This window comes from candidate division KSB1 bacterium (genome assembly GCA_016214895.1).
Classification (GTDB): Bacteria; Electryoneota; RPQS01; order RPQS01; family RPQS01; genus JACRMR01.
The window spans coordinates 203,680-220,509 of record JACRMR010000002.1 but is presented as its reverse complement, the minus strand read 5'-3'; the positions used below and the strand labels follow the sequence as shown (position 1 = coordinate 220,509).

14 protein-coding genes are annotated in these 16,830 nt (G+C 59.9%); 8 read left to right on the top strand and 6 right to left on the bottom strand.

Annotated features, from left to right (window positions below; translation table 11 throughout):
- Positions 1–15 precede the first annotated feature (15 nt).
- The 4 genes from fliE to HZB60_00795 form a co-directional block, all read right to left on the bottom strand.
- Positions 16–315 carry a flagellar hook-basal body complex protein FliE gene (gene fliE / locus HZB60_00810; protein ID MBI5058301.1) on the bottom strand — a complete coding sequence of 100 codons (300 nt, stop codon included), beginning with the start codon at positions 313–315 and terminating at the stop codon, positions 16–18.
- A 4-nt stretch (positions 316–319) separates the two neighbouring features.
- Positions 320–541 carry a hypothetical protein gene (locus HZB60_00805; protein ID MBI5058300.1) on the bottom strand — a complete coding sequence of 74 codons (222 nt, stop codon included), beginning with the start codon at positions 539–541 and terminating at the stop codon, positions 320–322.
- A gap of 4 nt (positions 542–545) precedes the next feature.
- Complete coding sequence (gene flgC, locus HZB60_00800; protein MBI5058299.1) at positions 546–1,040, bottom strand: flagellar basal body rod protein FlgC; 495 nt, start codon at positions 1,038–1,040, stop codon at positions 546–548.
- 563 nt (positions 1,041–1,603) lie between these two features.
- Positions 1,604–2,986, bottom strand: a complete 1,383-nt coding sequence (locus HZB60_00795) for a sigma-54-dependent Fis family transcriptional regulator (protein ID MBI5058298.1) — start codon at positions 2,984–2,986, stop codon at positions 1,604–1,606.
- A gap of 395 nt (positions 2,987–3,381) precedes the next feature.
- On the opposite strand from HZB60_00795, the gene uvrA reads away from it, so the two are divergent.
- From uvrA to HZB60_00755, 8 genes are all read left to right on the top strand, one after another.
- Positions 3,382–6,288 (top strand): excinuclease ABC subunit UvrA, encoded by a 2,907-nt coding sequence (gene uvrA, locus HZB60_00790; GenBank protein ID MBI5058297.1) that lies wholly within the window; start codon positions 3,382–3,384, stop codon positions 6,286–6,288.
- Positions 6,285–8,495: a M28 family peptidase gene (locus tag HZB60_00785; GenBank protein ID MBI5058296.1), complete on the top strand. Its 2,211-nt coding sequence runs from the start codon at positions 6,285–6,287 to the stop codon at positions 8,493–8,495. The genes uvrA and HZB60_00785 overlap by 4 nt, the downstream gene beginning before the upstream one ends.
- Positions 8,488–9,525 carry a quinolinate synthase NadA gene (gene nadA, locus HZB60_00780; protein ID MBI5058295.1) on the top strand — a complete coding sequence of 346 codons (1,038 nt, stop codon included), beginning with the start codon at positions 8,488–8,490 and terminating at the stop codon, positions 9,523–9,525. Before HZB60_00785 ends, nadA begins: the two co-directional genes overlap by 8 nt.
- Before the next feature lie 74 nt (positions 9,526–9,599).
- Positions 9,600–11,030 carry an aspartate ammonia-lyase gene (locus HZB60_00775; protein MBI5058294.1) on the top strand — a complete coding sequence of 477 codons (1,431 nt, stop codon included), beginning with the start codon at positions 9,600–9,602 and terminating at the stop codon, positions 11,028–11,030.
- Positions 11,031–11,090: 60 nt separating this feature from the next.
- A complete protein-coding gene (locus HZB60_00770; GenBank protein MBI5058293.1) occupies positions 11,091–11,996 on the top strand; it encodes an SRPBCC domain-containing protein in 906 nt (301 codons plus the stop codon).
- A gap of 45 nt (positions 11,997–12,041) precedes the next feature.
- A complete protein-coding gene (locus tag HZB60_00765; GenBank protein ID MBI5058292.1) occupies positions 12,042–12,764 on the top strand; it encodes a sulfite exporter TauE/SafE family protein in 723 nt (240 codons plus the stop codon).
- Between the two features lie 9 nt (positions 12,765–12,773).
- Positions 12,774–13,580 carry a hypothetical protein gene (locus HZB60_00760; GenBank protein ID MBI5058291.1) on the top strand — a complete coding sequence of 269 codons (807 nt, stop codon included), beginning with the start codon at positions 12,774–12,776 and terminating at the stop codon, positions 13,578–13,580.
- A gap of 3 nt (positions 13,581–13,583) precedes the next feature.
- Positions 13,584–14,027 carry a hypothetical protein gene (locus HZB60_00755; GenBank protein ID MBI5058290.1) on the top strand — a complete coding sequence of 148 codons (444 nt, stop codon included), beginning with the start codon at positions 13,584–13,586 and terminating at the stop codon, positions 14,025–14,027.
- Between the two features lie 78 nt (positions 14,028–14,105).
- Here the strand turns inward: HZB60_00755 and HZB60_00750 are convergent, their stop codons facing one another.
- Entirely contained in the window at positions 14,106–14,660 is a 555-nt protein-coding gene (locus HZB60_00750) for a hypothetical protein (protein MBI5058289.1), read from the bottom strand.
- A 164-nt stretch (positions 14,661–14,824) separates the two neighbouring features.
- A complete protein-coding gene (locus tag HZB60_00745; GenBank protein ID MBI5058288.1) occupies positions 14,825–16,771 on the bottom strand; it encodes an ATP-dependent metallopeptidase FtsH/Yme1/Tma family protein in 1,947 nt (648 codons plus the stop codon).
- Positions 16,772–16,830 lie beyond the last annotated feature (59 nt).

Below are 16,830 nucleotides of genomic sequence, written 5' to 3'. Positions count from 1 at the left end.
CGGATAAGATCAGGCTTAGACCGGCGTGCGCATCAGCTCTTTGTAGCCGTCGAGCGCTTTATTGCGAATTTCGAGCAGGAGCATCATGGAGATACTGGCTTCTTCGGACGCGGCCATGACCTCGTGAATATCCTTGATCTCGCCCGTGGCGAATTGCTGCGTTTTCACGTCGGCGCTGACCTGCATTTCATTCACGTCGCCGATGAACTGTTTGAGCGTCGCGCCGAAGCCCTTGTCCGTTCCGCTGACCGGATTCGTCTCGGGTAACGCGGGTTTGAAGCCGGGCAATTGCGTAATGCGGTCCATTCCGTTCATGCTGTCAGACCCTCAAGTCAATGAGTTTGCCGAGTTCCTGTTCGGGCGACGGCGCTTGCATCGCGGCTTCGGCCATGGCGTGCTTTTCTTCGATCAGCTTCGCGAGTCGCTCCTTGGCCGTAATCGCCGGTTCCGGCTGTGCGGTCGCGGCTTCGGGGGCACCCGCGGATCGCTGGATCGCCGGTGTTGTCATGGGGAATCCGGGGTAGTTCGCGGAGATCTTCATGCGGTTACAGTTCGAGCGCTTTCTTCATCATGCCTTTGGTCGCGTTAAAGGCCGTGGCGTTCGCCTCGAAGTTGCGCGAGGCGCTGATCAAATCAGTCATCTCTTTGACGATATCGACATTGGGCATCTTGACGATGCCGTTTTCGTCGGCGTCGGGATGAGCGGGGTCGTAAACTTCGCGGAACGGCGCTTGATCGCGCTGGATCGTGGCCTTAACTCCGCCGAATTTCCAGCGATCAGGTTCGCTGTTGAAGCCTTGCAGATGGTTTGGGTCCGACGCCGAAAGGTCGTTGCGCTTGCCGGTGACTTGGTCGAGTTCACCGGAGAAGCCGCTGCTTTCGCTGAGCACCGTTTGCTGGCGGCGATAGGCCTCGCCGTCGGCGGTACGCGTGGTCTCGACGTTAGCGATGTTTTCGGCGATGGCGTTCATGCGCGTGCGCTGCGCGGCGAGGCCGGCAGCGGACGCATTCATACCGGTGAACAGGTGGCTGATATCCATGGCGGACCCTATCTTGAGAGTGATCGACAGGGCATTAGGACAATTATCGTGCCCACTTGCAGTAAACTTGAATTCCATCGCAAGGACTGCTCATAAATCTCTGTTCTTGCTCGGCTTGACCGATGCGAGGCGAGTGTCGAAGTGATGGGGGCGGCACAAATTTCCTGTACGTTCCGGCAGAGAGTTCGTGGCAGATGAGCTTGAAGTTGTCACGGCAGAGTCGATACCAAACCGTGTTTCAGATGCATGGGCAAAAAGAAAGCCAGCGAGGATTTCGCTGGCCTTGGGTCCCCCACGGCTTAGGCGGAGGGATAAATGGGAATGCGCGTTTGCCCGTGAATAAGTACATGTGGAGCCGGATCCCCGTGGCGCCTGCCTGGGCAGGTGCGTCAAGTCGGACATAGCGGCGCACAGCGGGCGCGCGGAATCCGCGCGGTTCTGGCGGGCGATGCCATCAGCCGCAACGGAAGTGTTCCTTGCTCATTCTGCATTCATCCCTCGTCCTGAATAGACGTCAGCCCCGCCTTCCGGCAGGGCTGCGATTAATTGAAGTCGAAGCATCGTCAGTTGAGCGAGACGGTCTCGCGATACTCGCGGAGCTTGTTGCGCAGCGTACGAATCGAAATCCCGAGCGCATCGGCGGTCTTGGTGCGGTTGTTGTCGTTGATTTGCAGCGCGCGGAAGATCGCGGCTTTCTCGATTTCGTGCAACGTGGCCGTGGACGTGCCGTTGGCGACGAAGGTCTCCGCTTCGACATGCACCAGCGCGGTGTCCAGTTCATCGAGGAAGAAATGTTTGGAGGCGATGAACTGGTCGTTGCAGAGAATTGCCGCGCGCTCCATCTTGTGCTGCAATTCGCGGACATTACCGGGCCACTCGTAACGCATCAGCTGATCCATCGTGTGGTCTTGAATGCCGCGGATCTCCTTGTTGTACTCCTGCGAATAGCGCTGCAGGAAGTGCGCGGCCAGCAGTGGAATATCCTCGTTGCGATCACGCAGCGGCGGTAGATGAATCGGGCAGACGTTCAGGCGGTGATAGAGATCTTCGCGGAAAGTCTTTTCCTTGATTTCCTTGCGCAGTTCGCGATTCGTGGTCGCGACGATCCGGACGTCAATCTTGATCGTCTCGCGCCCGCCCAGCTTCTCGAACTCGCGCTCCTGCAACACACGCAGCAACTTAGCCTGCATGCCAATGCTCATTTCGCTGACTTCGTCGAGCAAGAGCGTACCGCCGTTGGCCAGCGCGAAGCGGCCTTCCACCGTCTTGACCGCACCCGTGAATGCGCCCTTTTCGTGGCCGAACAGCTCGGATTCCATGAGCGTTTCCGGCATCGCGGCGCAGTTCACCTTAATGAACGGCCCGTTGCGGCGCGGACTGTTCAAGTGCGTCTCGCGCGCGACCAACTCCTTGCCCGTTCCGCTTTCCCCGGTAATCAGCACCGTCGCCTTGGATGGTGCGATCATCTGCAGCTGTTCGAACACGGGCAGCATGACCCCCGAGCGGCCGACGATATGATCGAACTGCATTTTAGAACCGAGCTCGCGGCGCAAGTTGAAGTTCTCGTTGCGCAGTTTCCGGTTCTCGAAGATCTTTTGTAGCCGCAGCACGAGGGTTTCCTGCGGGAACGGCTTTTCGAGGAAGTCGTGCGCGCCCTCTTTGACGGCGGTAACCGCATCGGAAATCGTACCGTAGGCGGTCATCATCAGCACGTCAATCGCGGGATAGCGTTCTTTGACCGTCTTGAGCAGTGTGAGGCCGCTCATCTTCGGCATCCGCAGGTCGCTGATTACGATATCATAAGGCTCTTCCTTCGCCAGCATTTCCAGCGCGGTCTGACCGTCTTCGCAGAGTTCGACGGTGAAATTGCGGCGGCGCAGGGATTCGGCGATCCAATCACGAATATGGAATTCGTCATCGACAACAAGGATTCGGCCTTTGGCCATGGGAGTACTCCAGGAGTTCGAGGTCTTGGGGATCGGAACTTGAGGGATCGTGTCGTCGTGTCTGAGCTATCATCGTCTATATCGGCAATGGGGCGGCAATCTTGACCCTTGAGGCCGGGTTTGCCGGGTGTTGCCGTAGCGTGGGTCAAGTATGCAAAAACTATACTTCGTAGCTTAGTCCATAGCAACCGGAGGGCCTAAACTTATGAGCAAAAAATAGATAGGCAGAGTTATCCACATACGAGACGCGGCTAATATAGGTCGAAATTTCCTCAAAGTCAAGTCAACTTTTGCCGGGGCAAGGCTTGCCTGACAAGAGGATTGGTGGGTCGGAGAGGCTTGCAAGTTTGAGCTTTTCTCTGTACATTTGTTCTTTTCGCACCATACGGAAGTCCATGGAACTACCGCACATAAAGATAACGGGCGCCCGCGAGCACAACCTCAAGAACATTGATGTGGTGCTACCGCGAAACAACTTGATCGTCATCACAGGACTCTCCGGCTCGGGAAAGTCCTCTTTGGCGTTTGATACCCTTTATGCGGAGGGGCAGCGGCGGTACGTCGAATCCCTCTCGGCGTATGCTCGGCAGTTCCTTGGATTGATGGAAAAGCCGGACGTGGACTCGATCGAGGGGCTGTCCCCGGCGATCTCGATTCAGCAGAAGGCGGGCATCCGCAATCCGCGTTCGACGGTGTCCACGGTCACGGAGATCTACGACTATCTGCGGCTGCTGTATGCCCGGATCGGCAAGCCGCATTGTCCGACCTGCGGCAAGCCGATTCAGCGGCAATCGGCGCAGGAAATCGTCGATACGATGCTGAACCTGCCGGCCGGGACGAAGCTCGAACTGATGGCGCCGATCGTGCTGGGCCGCAAGGGCGAGTACAAGGACTTGCTTGAGAACGTGCGCAAGGACGGTTTTGTGCGCGTGCGCATTGACGGCGTCGTGAAGTCGCTCGATGACGAGATTTCGATCGACAAGAAGCGACGGCACACGATTGAAGTCGTTGTGGATCGGTTGGTCATCAAGGAGGGGCTGCGCTCGCGGCTCACCGATTCGGTCGAGACGGCCCTGCGACTTTCCAGCGGAATGCTGACCGTGGTCCTCGACGGATCGAAGGAACGGATCTTCAGCGAGCGGTTTGCCTGCACGGACTGCGGCATTTCCATCAGCGAGGTGGAGCCGCGGCTGTTTTCCTTCAACAGCCCGTTCGGCGCCTGCCCTGCTTGCACCGGCTTGGGTTTCAAACTCGAGATCGATCCCGACCGGATCATTCCGAATCCCGAGCTGTCGATCAACGAGGGGGCGATCAGCAGTATGGGCGGCAACTTCGATGGCTGGACCTGGGGGACCCTGGAAGCAATCGCGACCAGTTACAAGATCAACCTGGACACGCCGTGGAAGAAACTCAAAGCTGAGCACAAGCAAATTGTGCTGCAGGGCTCGGGCACGCGCAAGGTGAATGTGGTCTATCAGTCCGAGAAGATTCGGTTTGAATCGAAGACGGCGTGGGAGGGCGTGATTCCGAATCTGATGCGGCGCTATCGCCAGACAACGTCGCAGCATATTCGCGAGTGGATTGAGGAGTTCATGGGCAATATCCCGTGCCCCGAATGCAAAGGCGCGCGGTTGAAACCGGAAGCGCGGGCGGTGCTGATTGAAAATCTGAGCATCTCGCAAGCTTGTGACCTTTCGATCAACGCGGCCTTCGAGTTCTTCCGGGATTTGCAGCTCAATGCACGGGATCAACTGATTGCACACCAGATTCTGAAAGAGGTTCGCGCGCGGCTGACGTTTCTGCTGAATGTTGGACTGGATTACTTGACGTTAAGCCGCGCGGCGGGATCGCTCTCCGGCGGCGAAGCGCAGCGAATTCGGCTGGCGACGCAGATTGGCTCGCAGTTGACCGGGGTGCTGTATATCCTGGATGAGCCGTCCATCGGCTTGCACCAGCGGGACAATGATCGCCTGATCGCGACCCTGACTCAGTTGCGCGACATTGGCAATACGGTGGTTGTCGTGGAACATGATCGGGATACGATCGAGCAGGCGGACTATGTCGTGGATCTTGGTCCCGGTGCGGGCCGGCACGGCGGCGAAGTCGTGGCGGTCGGCACGCCGCAGCAGATCGCTCGTGAAGTGAAGTCCGTGACGGGGCGCTACCTCGCGGGCGCCGAGACGATTGCCATTCCGCGCAAGCGACGGCCGGGGACGGGCAAGAGCCTGACACTGAAGCGGGCGCGCGGAAATAACTTGAAGCAGTTGACGGTGGATTTTCCGCTCGGTACATTCACGGCCGTCACCGGCGTAAGCGGCTCGGGCAAGTCCACGCTCGTGAACGAGACGTTGTATCGCGCGCTGGCCCAAAAGTTCTTCGGTGCAAAAGAGCCGCCGCTGGCGCACGATGGCATCAACGGCACGCAGTTCATCGACAAGGTGATCGATATCGATCAGTCACCCATCGGTCGCACGCCGCGTTCGAATCCGGCGACCTATACGGGTCTCTTCACGGGGATTCGCGATATTTTCGCGCAGCTTCCCGAGGCGAAGATGCGCGGTTACAAGCCGGGTCGCTTCTCCTTCAACGTGAAAGGCGGACGCTGCGAGAATTGCGAAGGCGATGGCATCATCAAGATCGAGATGCACTTCCTTCCGGACGTGTATGTTCCGTGCGAGGTCTGCGGCGGCAAACGCTACAACAAGGAGACGCTCGAAGTTCGGTTCAAGGGCCGCTCGATTGCCGACGTACTCAACATGACGGTCTCAGAAGCGGTCGAGTTCTTTGATGCCATCCCCGGTCTGGCGCGCAAGCTGGCGACCTTGGAGGAAGTCGGTCTGGGTTACATTCATCTCGGGCAGCAGGCGACGACTCTTTCCGGGGGCGAGGCGCAGCGAGTAAAGCTGGCGACGGAGCTTTCGCGCGTGTCCACCGGTCAGACGCTCTATATCCTGGACGAGCCGACGACCGGGTTGCATTTCGCGGATATCAAGTTGCTGTTGAAGGTCCTGCATACGCTGGTGGAGCGCGGCAATACGGTGATCGTGATCGAACACAATCTTGACGTGATCAAGACCGCGGATCACATCATTGATCTGGGACCGGAAGGCGGGAACGGCGGCGGCCTCATCATCGGCTGCGGCACGCCGGAGGCGATTGCGCGGGTCAAGGAGAGCCATACGGGGCGATATCTGAAGCGACTCATTTCCGGCGAGAAGAACACCAACGGTCGAACCGGCTCCGCCGAAGCCGGGGGGGAACCCTTGAAGAACCCGACCAAAGTCAGCAAGGTCGGCGCATGATCTACCGCCTCTCGCTGCTTCTTCTGCTTGTGGCAACCGCGCTGGGATTCGACGGACAACGTGCGCTCGAAACGGTGCGGACGATCGCGTCGGACGAGTTTCAGGGCCGGCGACCGGGCTTTCCGGGGGGACAGCGGGCCGAGCAGGTCGTGGCTGAGTTGCTCAAGAGTTACGGTGTGCAGCCGGCGGGCGTTGGCGGATACTTCCAGCCGGTGCCGATGCTCGTGACCGAAGAGCAGGATGCCGAACTCACGATCATGAATCATGAATTGGGCAAGATTCCGTGCCAGCTCGGCGCGGACTTCACCGTCGTGACGCACAGCGGTTCGGGGGGGTTCATTGCGCCGGTGGTGATCGCGGGCTACGGCTATGTCCGTCCGGATAAGGATCGCGATGACTACGGCGATCTGGACTGCCGTGGCGCGGTGGTGTTGATTGTCCGCGGCAAGCCGGATTCCCCGTGGGACTTTGAAGAGGACTTCCCGCGTCGTCACACTCTCGAGTGGGCGAAGCAGCATGGAGCGGCCGCGGTGATGTGGTACGCGGAAGGTTCGCTGGTGAATGGTGCGGCGATCCCGGCCAGTGAGTACGATCCTCAATTTCCGCTGATGTATGTCAGTGATCGTATGGTGCGCCTGCTGCTCGACGGCAGTCCCTACAACTTCAACATGTATCTGGAGAAGTTGAAGCGGGGACCGCTGCCGATAGCGACCGGCCACGACGTCTGGATCCGCACACAGACGCGCAAATTGCCGCGCGCGGAGGGGCGCAATGTGGTCGGCATTGTGTACGGCACGGATCCGGTATTGAAGAATGAGCTGATCGTGATCGGCGCGCATCTCGACCACATCGGCGCAAACGCTCGCGGCGTGAACTACAACGGCGCGGATGACAACGCCTCCGGTTCGGCCGTTGTGTGCGAACTCGCGCGGGTCTTCGCGGAACAGCCGCTGAAACGCAGTGTACTTGTGCTGCTGTTCACGGGCGAAGAAGCTGGATTGCTGGGCTCAGAATACTTCGCGGCGAATCCTACGATTCCGTTCGGCAATGTCGCCTGCATGCTGAATTTTGATATGGAAGGCCAGGGCGACGGCACGGTGGGGATGGCCGGCGGCGAGCTGCTTGGCAAGTCCTGGCGGGACTACGTGGCGTCGCTGGACTCGAGCGACATGGACTCCTTGAAACTTCATCGCACGGACGGCGACGGATCGAGCGACTATGCAAGTTTCCTGAAAGGCGGCGCGCCCGCGATCAGTTTTTGGTCGGACGGTCGCCACCCGTTTTATCACCGTTACACCGACGACCCGGAGTGGATATCGGCCGGGTGTCTGCAGGCCGTTGGTGATCGCGCGGTGGATCTGATGCGATTTATTGGCGACACGTCGCAGCCATTGGCCTTTCACTCGGATTCGCTCGCGATTTGTGCGCGGCTCACTCAGGTTGTCGATTTCAAAGGGTTTTCGATCGATCAGCATGGTAGTGTGCCGGAGTTCATCGAGACCGCGGCGGCCTGGCTGCCTTCCGAGTCTGCGGTCGCGACAGCGGAATTGCTCAGGCGGACCTATGAGTTTGAACACGGCGCTGAAGAGCGGCACGTGGTGGCGGACGGGTTGGCCGAGGCGGTCGCCGCGAGTTCGCGTCACAAGCCCGGCGCGTTCGTTTCCATCGCGGAGTCGGGATTAACAGGCCGTAAACCTTCCGAAGTGAAGGCGTTGATTGAGCAGGGCCTGTCCGTGGTCCAGCTCGCGCCGTCGTCTTCGCGCAACGCTTCCATCGAACTGCCGGACGGGATGGAAGCCGCACGCGCGGCGGGGATCACGTCGCTGATCCCGTTTGATTTTGCGACCCCCGCGCGTGTGGAAAAGTGGGGCAAGCAGGGGATGATCGTGGCCGCCTTTTCCGAGGTCGCGGACGCGCCGGGCGACGTCCGCGACGGTGTGCTGAGGAGCGACGCTTTTGTCTTTCTCGAACTGAGTGCAGTTCCGACAGCGGCACAATTGGAAGCGATCGCGCCATTTCAGGCGCGTCAGGTACATCTCAGTTTCGCCGGGATTAGGCCGTCCGCACGGGAATCCACGGCGAAGCAAGCGATCCTGACCATGCATGAGGCGGGAATTGACCGTGCGGGAATCCTGCGGTTAACGGGCGGCAATCTGCGTCGCTATCTCGCCGCGCGCGCCGCGCAATCGGGACAAGGCCATGACTGAGCTACCGTTGCTCGACAAGCTTCAGCGCGTCGATCCCGACTATTATGATGCGCGCCGGGTGGCCGGAATCGAGGCTCAACTTGAGCGGATACGCGCGCTGAAGCGCGAGCGCAACGCGGTATTGCTCGCGCACAACTACCAGCGGCCGGAGATCTTCGAAGTCGCCGATTTCACCGGCGATTCGCTGGGGCTGTCGTTGCAAGCCGCCGCGGTGAAAGCGGCGCGGACGATTGTTTTTTGCGGCGTGCACTTCATGGCGGAGACCGCCAAGGTTGTGAATCCGGCCAAGACGGTGTTGCTGCCCAATCTCGCGGCGGGCTGCTCGCTCGCGGATACGGCCTCCGCTGCCGCGGTGGCGGACCGTATCGCGGAATTGCGGAAGGTGCATCCCGATCTCGCCGTGGTCACTTACGTAAACACCACGGCGGACGTCAAAGCGCTTTCCGACGTCTGTTGCACGTCATCCAATGCCATCTCCGTCGTGCGCGCGCTGACGTCGCGGCATATCTTGTTCATTCCTGACCAGAATCTTGCCCGGCACGTGGCGTTGCACGTAACTGACAAGACAATAATTGCCTGGGATGGCTTCTGCTATGTGCATCATCAGATTACGCCGGATGTGGTCCTGAATATGCGCCGACAGGTTCCGGGAATCAAGATCCTCGTGCATCCCGAGTGCCGCGACGACGTGGTTGCGCTGGCGGATGCGGCGTTGTCCACGTCCGGGATGGTCGAATACGCGCGGGACAGTCAGGCCCATGATTTCCTGGCGGTGACCGAGTGCGGGCTTTCCGACATGCTGCAAATGCAGGTGCCGGAGAAGCACTTCTTCCGTGCGTGCAAGATCTGCCGTTTCATGAAGGCGATCTCCCTCGACGATGTCGAGCAATCGCTATTGCGGAATCAATATGAGATTTCGCTGGACGAGCGCGTCCGCTCCGGGGCGGAGCGCGCCATCCGTCGGATGTTCGAATTGACCGGCGGCTCGCGGGACAATCTCGCGCTGCCGTCGGACGTGGCGAGCGAATAGTTTCGCATCGAACCGCGTGCCGGTCACGCGCATTCGAGCTTTCTTTCTTCCCCCCTACCTTCTTCCAATCTGCTATGTCCAACACCGATTTCCGTACCGAAAAGGACTCGCTGGGCGAGTTGCGCGTTCCGGCCGATGCCTACTATGGCGTGCAGACGGCTCGCGCGGTGGCGAATTTTCCGATCTCCGGGATTCGTCCGCATCCCGTTTTTGTTCGAGCGTATGTTACCATCAAGCGATCGGCGGCGGTCGTACACCGCGAATTGGGAATCCTCTCCGCCGAGCGTGCCGATGCGATTGTCCGCGCCGCCGATGAGCTGCTGGCCGGGAGGTTCGCCGATCAGATCGTCGTTGACGTTTATCAGGCGGGCGCGGGCACCTCGACTAACATGAACATGAATGAGGTGCTTGCGAATCGCGCGGTCGAATTGCTGGGCGGCACTCGCGGCGACTATTCGAAGGTGAATCCGAACGACCATGTCAACATGGCGCAATCGACGAATGACACCTATCCGGCGGCGATGCGGATCGGCTTGTCGCTGAAGCACCCTGACCTGATTCATGCGCTGGACGGGCTGATCGCTGCCTTCGAAGCGAAGGCAAAGGAGTTCGACGGCATCATCAAGTCCGGGCGGACGCATTTGCAGGACGCGGTGCCCGTGCGGCTGGGTCAGGAGTTCGGCGGTTACGCTTCGATACTCAGGCGCTGCCGGCTGCGGCTCGGCGAAGCGGAGCTTGGACTGCGTCAACTCAATCTGGGCGGCACGGCGGCGGGCACGGGCATGAACGCCCATCCGAAATATCGCGGCCTGGTAGCCGCGGAGATCAGCCGGGTCGCGGGCCTCAAGTTTCATCCGGCGGAGAATCTATTTGAGGTCACGCAAAGTCTCGGCGACTTTCTGCACTACTCGAGCGCACTCCGTCTGCTCGCGCTGGAATTGTGCAAGATTGTGTCCGACCTGCGTCTGCTCTCGAGTGGTCCGCGCACGGGTCTGGCGGAAATCGCGCTGCCGCCCGTGCAGCCGGGTTCCTCGATCATGCCCGGCAAAGTGAATCCGTCGATGGCAGAGATGATGAACCAAGTTTGTTATCAGGTCGTGGGATTCGACAGCACAGTGGCCTATTGCGCGCAGGCAGGACAGCTCGATCTGAACGTAATGATGCCGGTGGTCAACTACAATTTGCAACAGGCCCTGCATATCTGCTCGACCTCGCTGCAGGCCTTCACGGAGAAGTGCGTGAAGGGGATTACCGCGGATGCCGCTCGCTGTGAATACTACTTCCACACGTCGGTGGGTATGGCCACCATCATGAATATGCACATCGGCTACGCGAAGGCAGCGGAGCTTGCCAAGGAGTCGGTCAAGAAGAACGTGTCGATCGTCGAGCTCATCCGCGAGCACAAGTTGTTGACCGAGGACCAGCTCCGCGAGATTCTGGAGCCGATGAAGTTGACCGATCCGGATCAGCAGCCGCTGGGCGGCGTCGGCGCCGGCGGCGGATAGTCGGCGGTTCGCCTACCTCGAGAGTTTCTCAACCCCCTTGCAGCAAACCGCGGAGCGATCATGCCCAAGCAGTTCACGCTTTCGACCGAGATTTACGCTTCAGCCGCGCGCGTCTGGGAGGAGTTGACCACCCAGAAGGGGCTTGCTCACTGGTTTTCGGAAACGGGAGCCGTGGAGCCGCGAGTCGGGGGAACGTTTAAGTTCAAGGGCAATTTTGTGTACGGTTGGCGCGCCGGCGAGGAGTTTGCGACGAAGATCACCGCTTTTGATTCAGAGCGGCAGTTCGGATTTGAGTTTCCGCTGCGCCACGCGGACGGCAGCGTGACCGACGGCGTCGCGCGGTTTGAACTCGCCCCGGCGGGCAAGTCAACGTCGTTGGACTTCAGTTTCACGTTCGATTCGCTTGGGAGTCTGAATCCCTATTGCCTGAGCGATATCTGGGCATACTATCTCAACATCTTGACGAACGTCTGCGAGCACGAATGGCACGAGCCCGGCCTGCACTTTGACTTTTCACGGCCGTGGACGGGAAATATCCGGCATGTGATCTACACGACCGGCTCGCCCGACCAGGTTTTCGATCACTTGCACAAACCGGAGTTGCTGGCGAAGTATTTCAATCCGGTGAAGCTCTTCGAGCCGCGGGAAAACGGCAGGATCGACTTTGGCTGGGGCGAGGGCTCGGGTCCCTCGAAAGTGTTGGCATTTGAACCGCCCTATGAGCTTGCCTACGACTGGCCCGTGACGCACGAGGGCGGTGTCCACACGGGCCTCGTCAAGTGGACGATCGAACCTGAAGGCCGGCAGGTGCGAGTTGAGATGAAGCAGTCCGGGTTTCTTGACGGTGTCGATCACTTTGCGAGCGGCGAAGCGTTGGGCTGGGCGAATCTGATGTTGGAGCTGCGCCGGCTGATCGAGTCGGGACGTCCCGCTCTGAATCAGCAAGGCAAGATCGAGGATCTCTGACCACGTGTTCACCTTCGCCATGCATAGCGGGTTTGCGCCGACGACGTGACCGGGGTCGAGTACACGGCGCTGGCCGTTGGCGCGCTCGTCACATCCACAGTCTCCGGCATCGCCGGCGTTGGCGGCGGGATGTTGTTTCTCCCGATACTCACCGCGGTCGTCGGAGTGAAATTGGCGGTGCCATATCTGTCGGTGCTCTTGCTGGCGTCCAACGTATCGCGCGCCTATTTCAGTCGCGAAGCGATTGACTGGCAGGTGGTCCGGCACTTCTTGCTTGGCGTAGTTCCCGGTGCGATTCTCGGGGCATTGTTGTTTACGATCCTGCCATCGTTCTGGATCAAGAAGGCCCTGGGAGTCTATCTGATCAGCTACGTCGCGTTGAGCTTCACGCGTGCGAATTGGCCCAAATCTGCGTCACTTCGTTCGATCTCGTGGATCGGTTTGCCCGCGGGCCTCGTCTCCGGAGTCGTCGGCGGGCAAGGCCCGATTGTTACGCCATATTTCTTGCGCTATGGACTCGTCAAGGAAGGCTTCCTCGGGACGGAGGCTGTCGGTTCCGCGCTTTCGCACTTGTTCAAGCTTTCGGTCTGGGCTCCGGCCCGCGTGATTGGCGGGAGTGATCTGGCATTGCTGCTCCCGCTCAGCGTCCTGTCCATCGCCGGTTCTTATTTCGGCAAGAAGCTGGTCAACCGGATGCGATTGCAGGTGTTTCGAGCCATCTTGATGATACTGTTGGCCGTAATTGGCGTTCGGTTTCTTTTCTTCTAAGGGACGTACATGTACCTGCGAATCTTGCTATTGCTGCCTTCGCTGCTCATCGCCGCCGGTGCATTCGCGGCGGGCACCGTGACGGTCGAGAGCTTCGTCAAGCCGCCTGCGGGTTACTCGCGAATCGCGGTGAAGGCGGGGTCGTTCGCCGCTTCGCTAAGACAGCTGGAACTGGTACCGGATACTGTCATTATGAGCGGAGACGGCCAGCTGCAGCTTTGTGCAGACGAGAAGGTCGCGGCCACGCGGCTAACACCGTTCGACAACCAGATCGACGTCGGAGTGGATGGGATCACGAGATTGTGGGGAAATCACCTTTGGGAGCGGCGCGGGGCCGGGGCGATTTCGTTTCCGCTTGACAATGGACAGATCGCGACGTGGAAGGATTGGCGAGACGGATTGCGGCCGCGCAAGTCAGGCGGTCGGTTCATCTTCGTGCAGGTGACAACCCCGGACGGCAGCTACGGGAATTACACCCGCTTCTTGTCGTTTGTAGCGGAAGCGATGGGCGCGTTGGCATTGCGCCGCGAGAGCACGATCATCGTTGATGATTCGCTGGCCGTCGGCGACATCCTGGTGGCGCTGCGGAACGATGGCAGCAGCAGCGTCGGGTTGATTGTCGACATGTGCAAGGGGGGACCGCGCGGCGAACGGTTGTACTTGATCGGCACCAGCGGCACGCCGAGTACGTCGTTTTACATCGCCCGCCCCTATTCGCCGGTGCAAGGGTTGAATGAGTGGTTTACGCTTGACGGCGCGAAGTGGGCCGTTGGTCAAGGCGCGCGCGTGGACACGCGCCGGGTCGCACTGAAATAGCCGATGAATTGGTTTCTGACGGGGATCATTGCCTCGCTGCTCTACGGCGTGTGCGCGGCGAGCTTTAAGTTCGTTCTCTCGGAGAAATATCTGCATGCGTCGCCGTCCTGGGCGTTGATCGGCATGGGCCTCGGCTGGTCGATTTGCGGAATCATCGGCGCGCGGATGTGGCAGTCCAGCGCGGGGGAATCGACGTTGGCCGGGCTGGGTTGGGGCATCCCCGTCGGCCTGTTGAACGGAGTCGCCACACTCATGATTATGCGCGCGATCTCGGTACCGACGACGAACGTCAGTCAGCTGGTGCCGATCTACAACACGAATACGCTGGTGGCGTTTGTCTTGGGTATCTTGCTGTTTCGCGAGCTACCGATCGGCCCGGACTTGTACCGGAATCTCGCCGGTGCCGTACTGATCGTACTGGGGAGCGTGCTGATCGGTATGAAATAGCGAAGTCGCAGAACATGGCAACGCAAGGCGGGCGACCCTCATGGGCCGCCCGCCTTGCTTAGCAGATTGACTTGCCGCTTAGCGGCTGCTTAACACGCGCACTTTCGGCGGTGCGTCGCCCTTCACACAGACTTCCAGTTGTTGTCCTCGTCCCAACGCACAGATCGTGCTCTCTGAGAGCGGTCCAAACCGGATCGGCGGATCGCTCCAACCTCGGCCCGTAGCGAACGCAACCGAGACCGACGGTCTCACTTCCGTACCGGGGCAGCCGGTCCGCGACGTGCGAACCAGAAACGAATCCTGACCGCTCGGCGAGACCACGACCGCACTGGATTCCCATGGTAGCGCGAGCGAACAGGTTTCGCCGGAAACGGAAACACGATAGAACGGAGCAAGCTGAGCGGTCGTCGCTTTCGGCGCGGCGAAATGCGCGAATGCCCCGGCCGCATTGGGATTATTGGGATCGATAATAACGCGCTGACCGGGAGTGGCAACCTGATGCACAACCTGCTCCTGACCGGCATAGTTATTCACCTGAACCAGATTGAAATTGATCGCTGACGGCTTGCTCGGTTGGGCGAAGGCCGTCAGGGTCAGGCATAGCGTGAGTGCCGCGAAGAGACCCGGCTTCATCAGACCTCCAGGTTTGATGACGTGGGAGGCGTGCAACCTCCGTGCCGGGTACCGACTATGTGAAACCTGCTTAGAGAACATGCAGTTAGGAGTGGTTCTGAGATGATGTGTGATGCGAATTGCGGTTACCCGTGCGCCCGGTTGCAGAGCGCCGGGCGCGAGTATCAGGCACGCTTATCGACGTGGGGCGGCGGCTCGGGGTCCGAAACCTCCGTGGGCGGCGGCGCGACTTGGGAACCCTCGGGAGGTTTGCCGTTGGACAGGGACTCATTCGCGAGCGCGGTGAAATCAGTCGTTGCGTCGGCGCCGAGGAACTCGCGGAGCTTGTCTCCTTCGAGGACTTCAACTTCAAGCAGTGCCTGGGCCATTCGCTCGAGCAATTCGCGGTGTTCGAGCAGGATCGATCGCGCCTTGATATAGCATTCATCCACGATGCCGCGGACCTCGGCGTCGATGACGTCGGCGGTCTTCTCACCGTAGATGTCCTCATTCATCGCGTAGGGCATTTCCCGCGTCGGCTGACTGCGCTTGCGGTAAACCAGCTGCCCGAGCTTTTCCGACATGCCGTAGTCCATGACCATCGCCCGCGCCATTCCGGTGACCTGTTGCAGGTCGTTGTACGCGCCCGACGTGATTTCGTTGAAGACGACTTCCTCCGCCGCGCGCCCGCCGAGCGCGGACGTAATTCGATCCACAAGCTCCTCGCGGGTGATCAGGTATTGATCCTCGGTCGGCAGATAGAGCGTGTGACCGAGCGTGGCCACGCCGCGCGGGATAATTGACACCCGATGAATCGGGTCCATATGTTTGAGCATCGCGCCCACGATGGCATGTCCGCATTCATGGTACGCAATCTTCTCTTTGACTTTCGGTTTCAAGACTCGACTGCGGCGCTCGATGCCGGTCATTTCGCGATCGACCGCCTCTTCAAGTTCCTGCATGCCGATTTCTTTCTTGCCGCGGCGCGCGGCCAGCAGTGCGGCCTCGTTGATGGCGTTGGCAAGATCAGCGCCGGCAAAACCGGGTGTCCGTGCGGCAATCAGGCGCAGGTTGACCTCGGACGAGACTTTCTTCCCGCGAATATGCACTTTCAGGATGGCATCGCGGCCATCGATGTTGGGCGGATCCACGACGACCTGCCGATCGAATCGACCCGGTCGCAATAGTGCCATGTCGAGAATCTCGGGCCGATTGGTGGCCGCCATGATGATGACACCTTTGCTCGACTCGAAGCCATCCATTTCTACGAGGAGGGCGTTCAACGTCTGCTCGCGCTCGTCGTGCCCGCCCCATGGATTGGAGCCCCGCGCTTTGCCGAGTGCATCCAGCTCGTCGATGAACACGATGCAGGGCGCCTTGCCTTGCGCCTGCTGGAACAGATCGCGCACCCGCGCGGCGCCAACGCCGACGAACATCTCCACGAAGTCCGAACCTGAGATCGAGAAGAACGGAACCTTTGCTTCGCCGGCAACCGCCTTGGCCAACAGCGTCTTGCCGGTTCCCGGAGGACCGACCAGCAGCACACCCTTGGGGATATTCGCGCCGAGCGCGCGGAACTTCGCGGGAGTCTTCAGGAACTCGACAACCTCTTTGAGTTCCTCGACCGCTTCGTCGATTCCTGCGACATCCTTGAAGCTCAGCTTCGTGGCGCTCTCCATATAGACTTTGGCGCGCGACTTGCCGAACGACATCACGCCGCCGGCCCCGCCGCCGCCCATCCGTCGCAGCATGAAGGTCCAGAACAGAATGATCAGCGCGAACGGGAAGATCCAGAACAGCAGATTCTTCCACCAATCCGTCTCCTGACGTCCCTCGAATTGCACTCCCTGTTCGGTCAGACTCTTGACCAGGTCATCGTCATCAACGCGATTGGTCTCGAACGATTTCGGGATGAGGGTGCCGGCGGAGTCCATCTTGACGTCGCCGTAAATGCGCTCGGGCGTGACCACCGCGCGCACGATGCGGCCGTCGGCCACGTATTGCTTGAACTGCGAGTAGGGGATCGGAATCGAGCGCGGGGTGCCAAGAAATGCCTGCGCCACCAGCAATGCCAGCAGCACGACAATCAGGTACCAGACGGAGAAATTGAATCTACGTCCGCCGCCGGGCATTCCGGGTTTCTTCTTGCTATTGTCTTTCTCAGGAGCCACTGCTATGCACTTTGATTCGA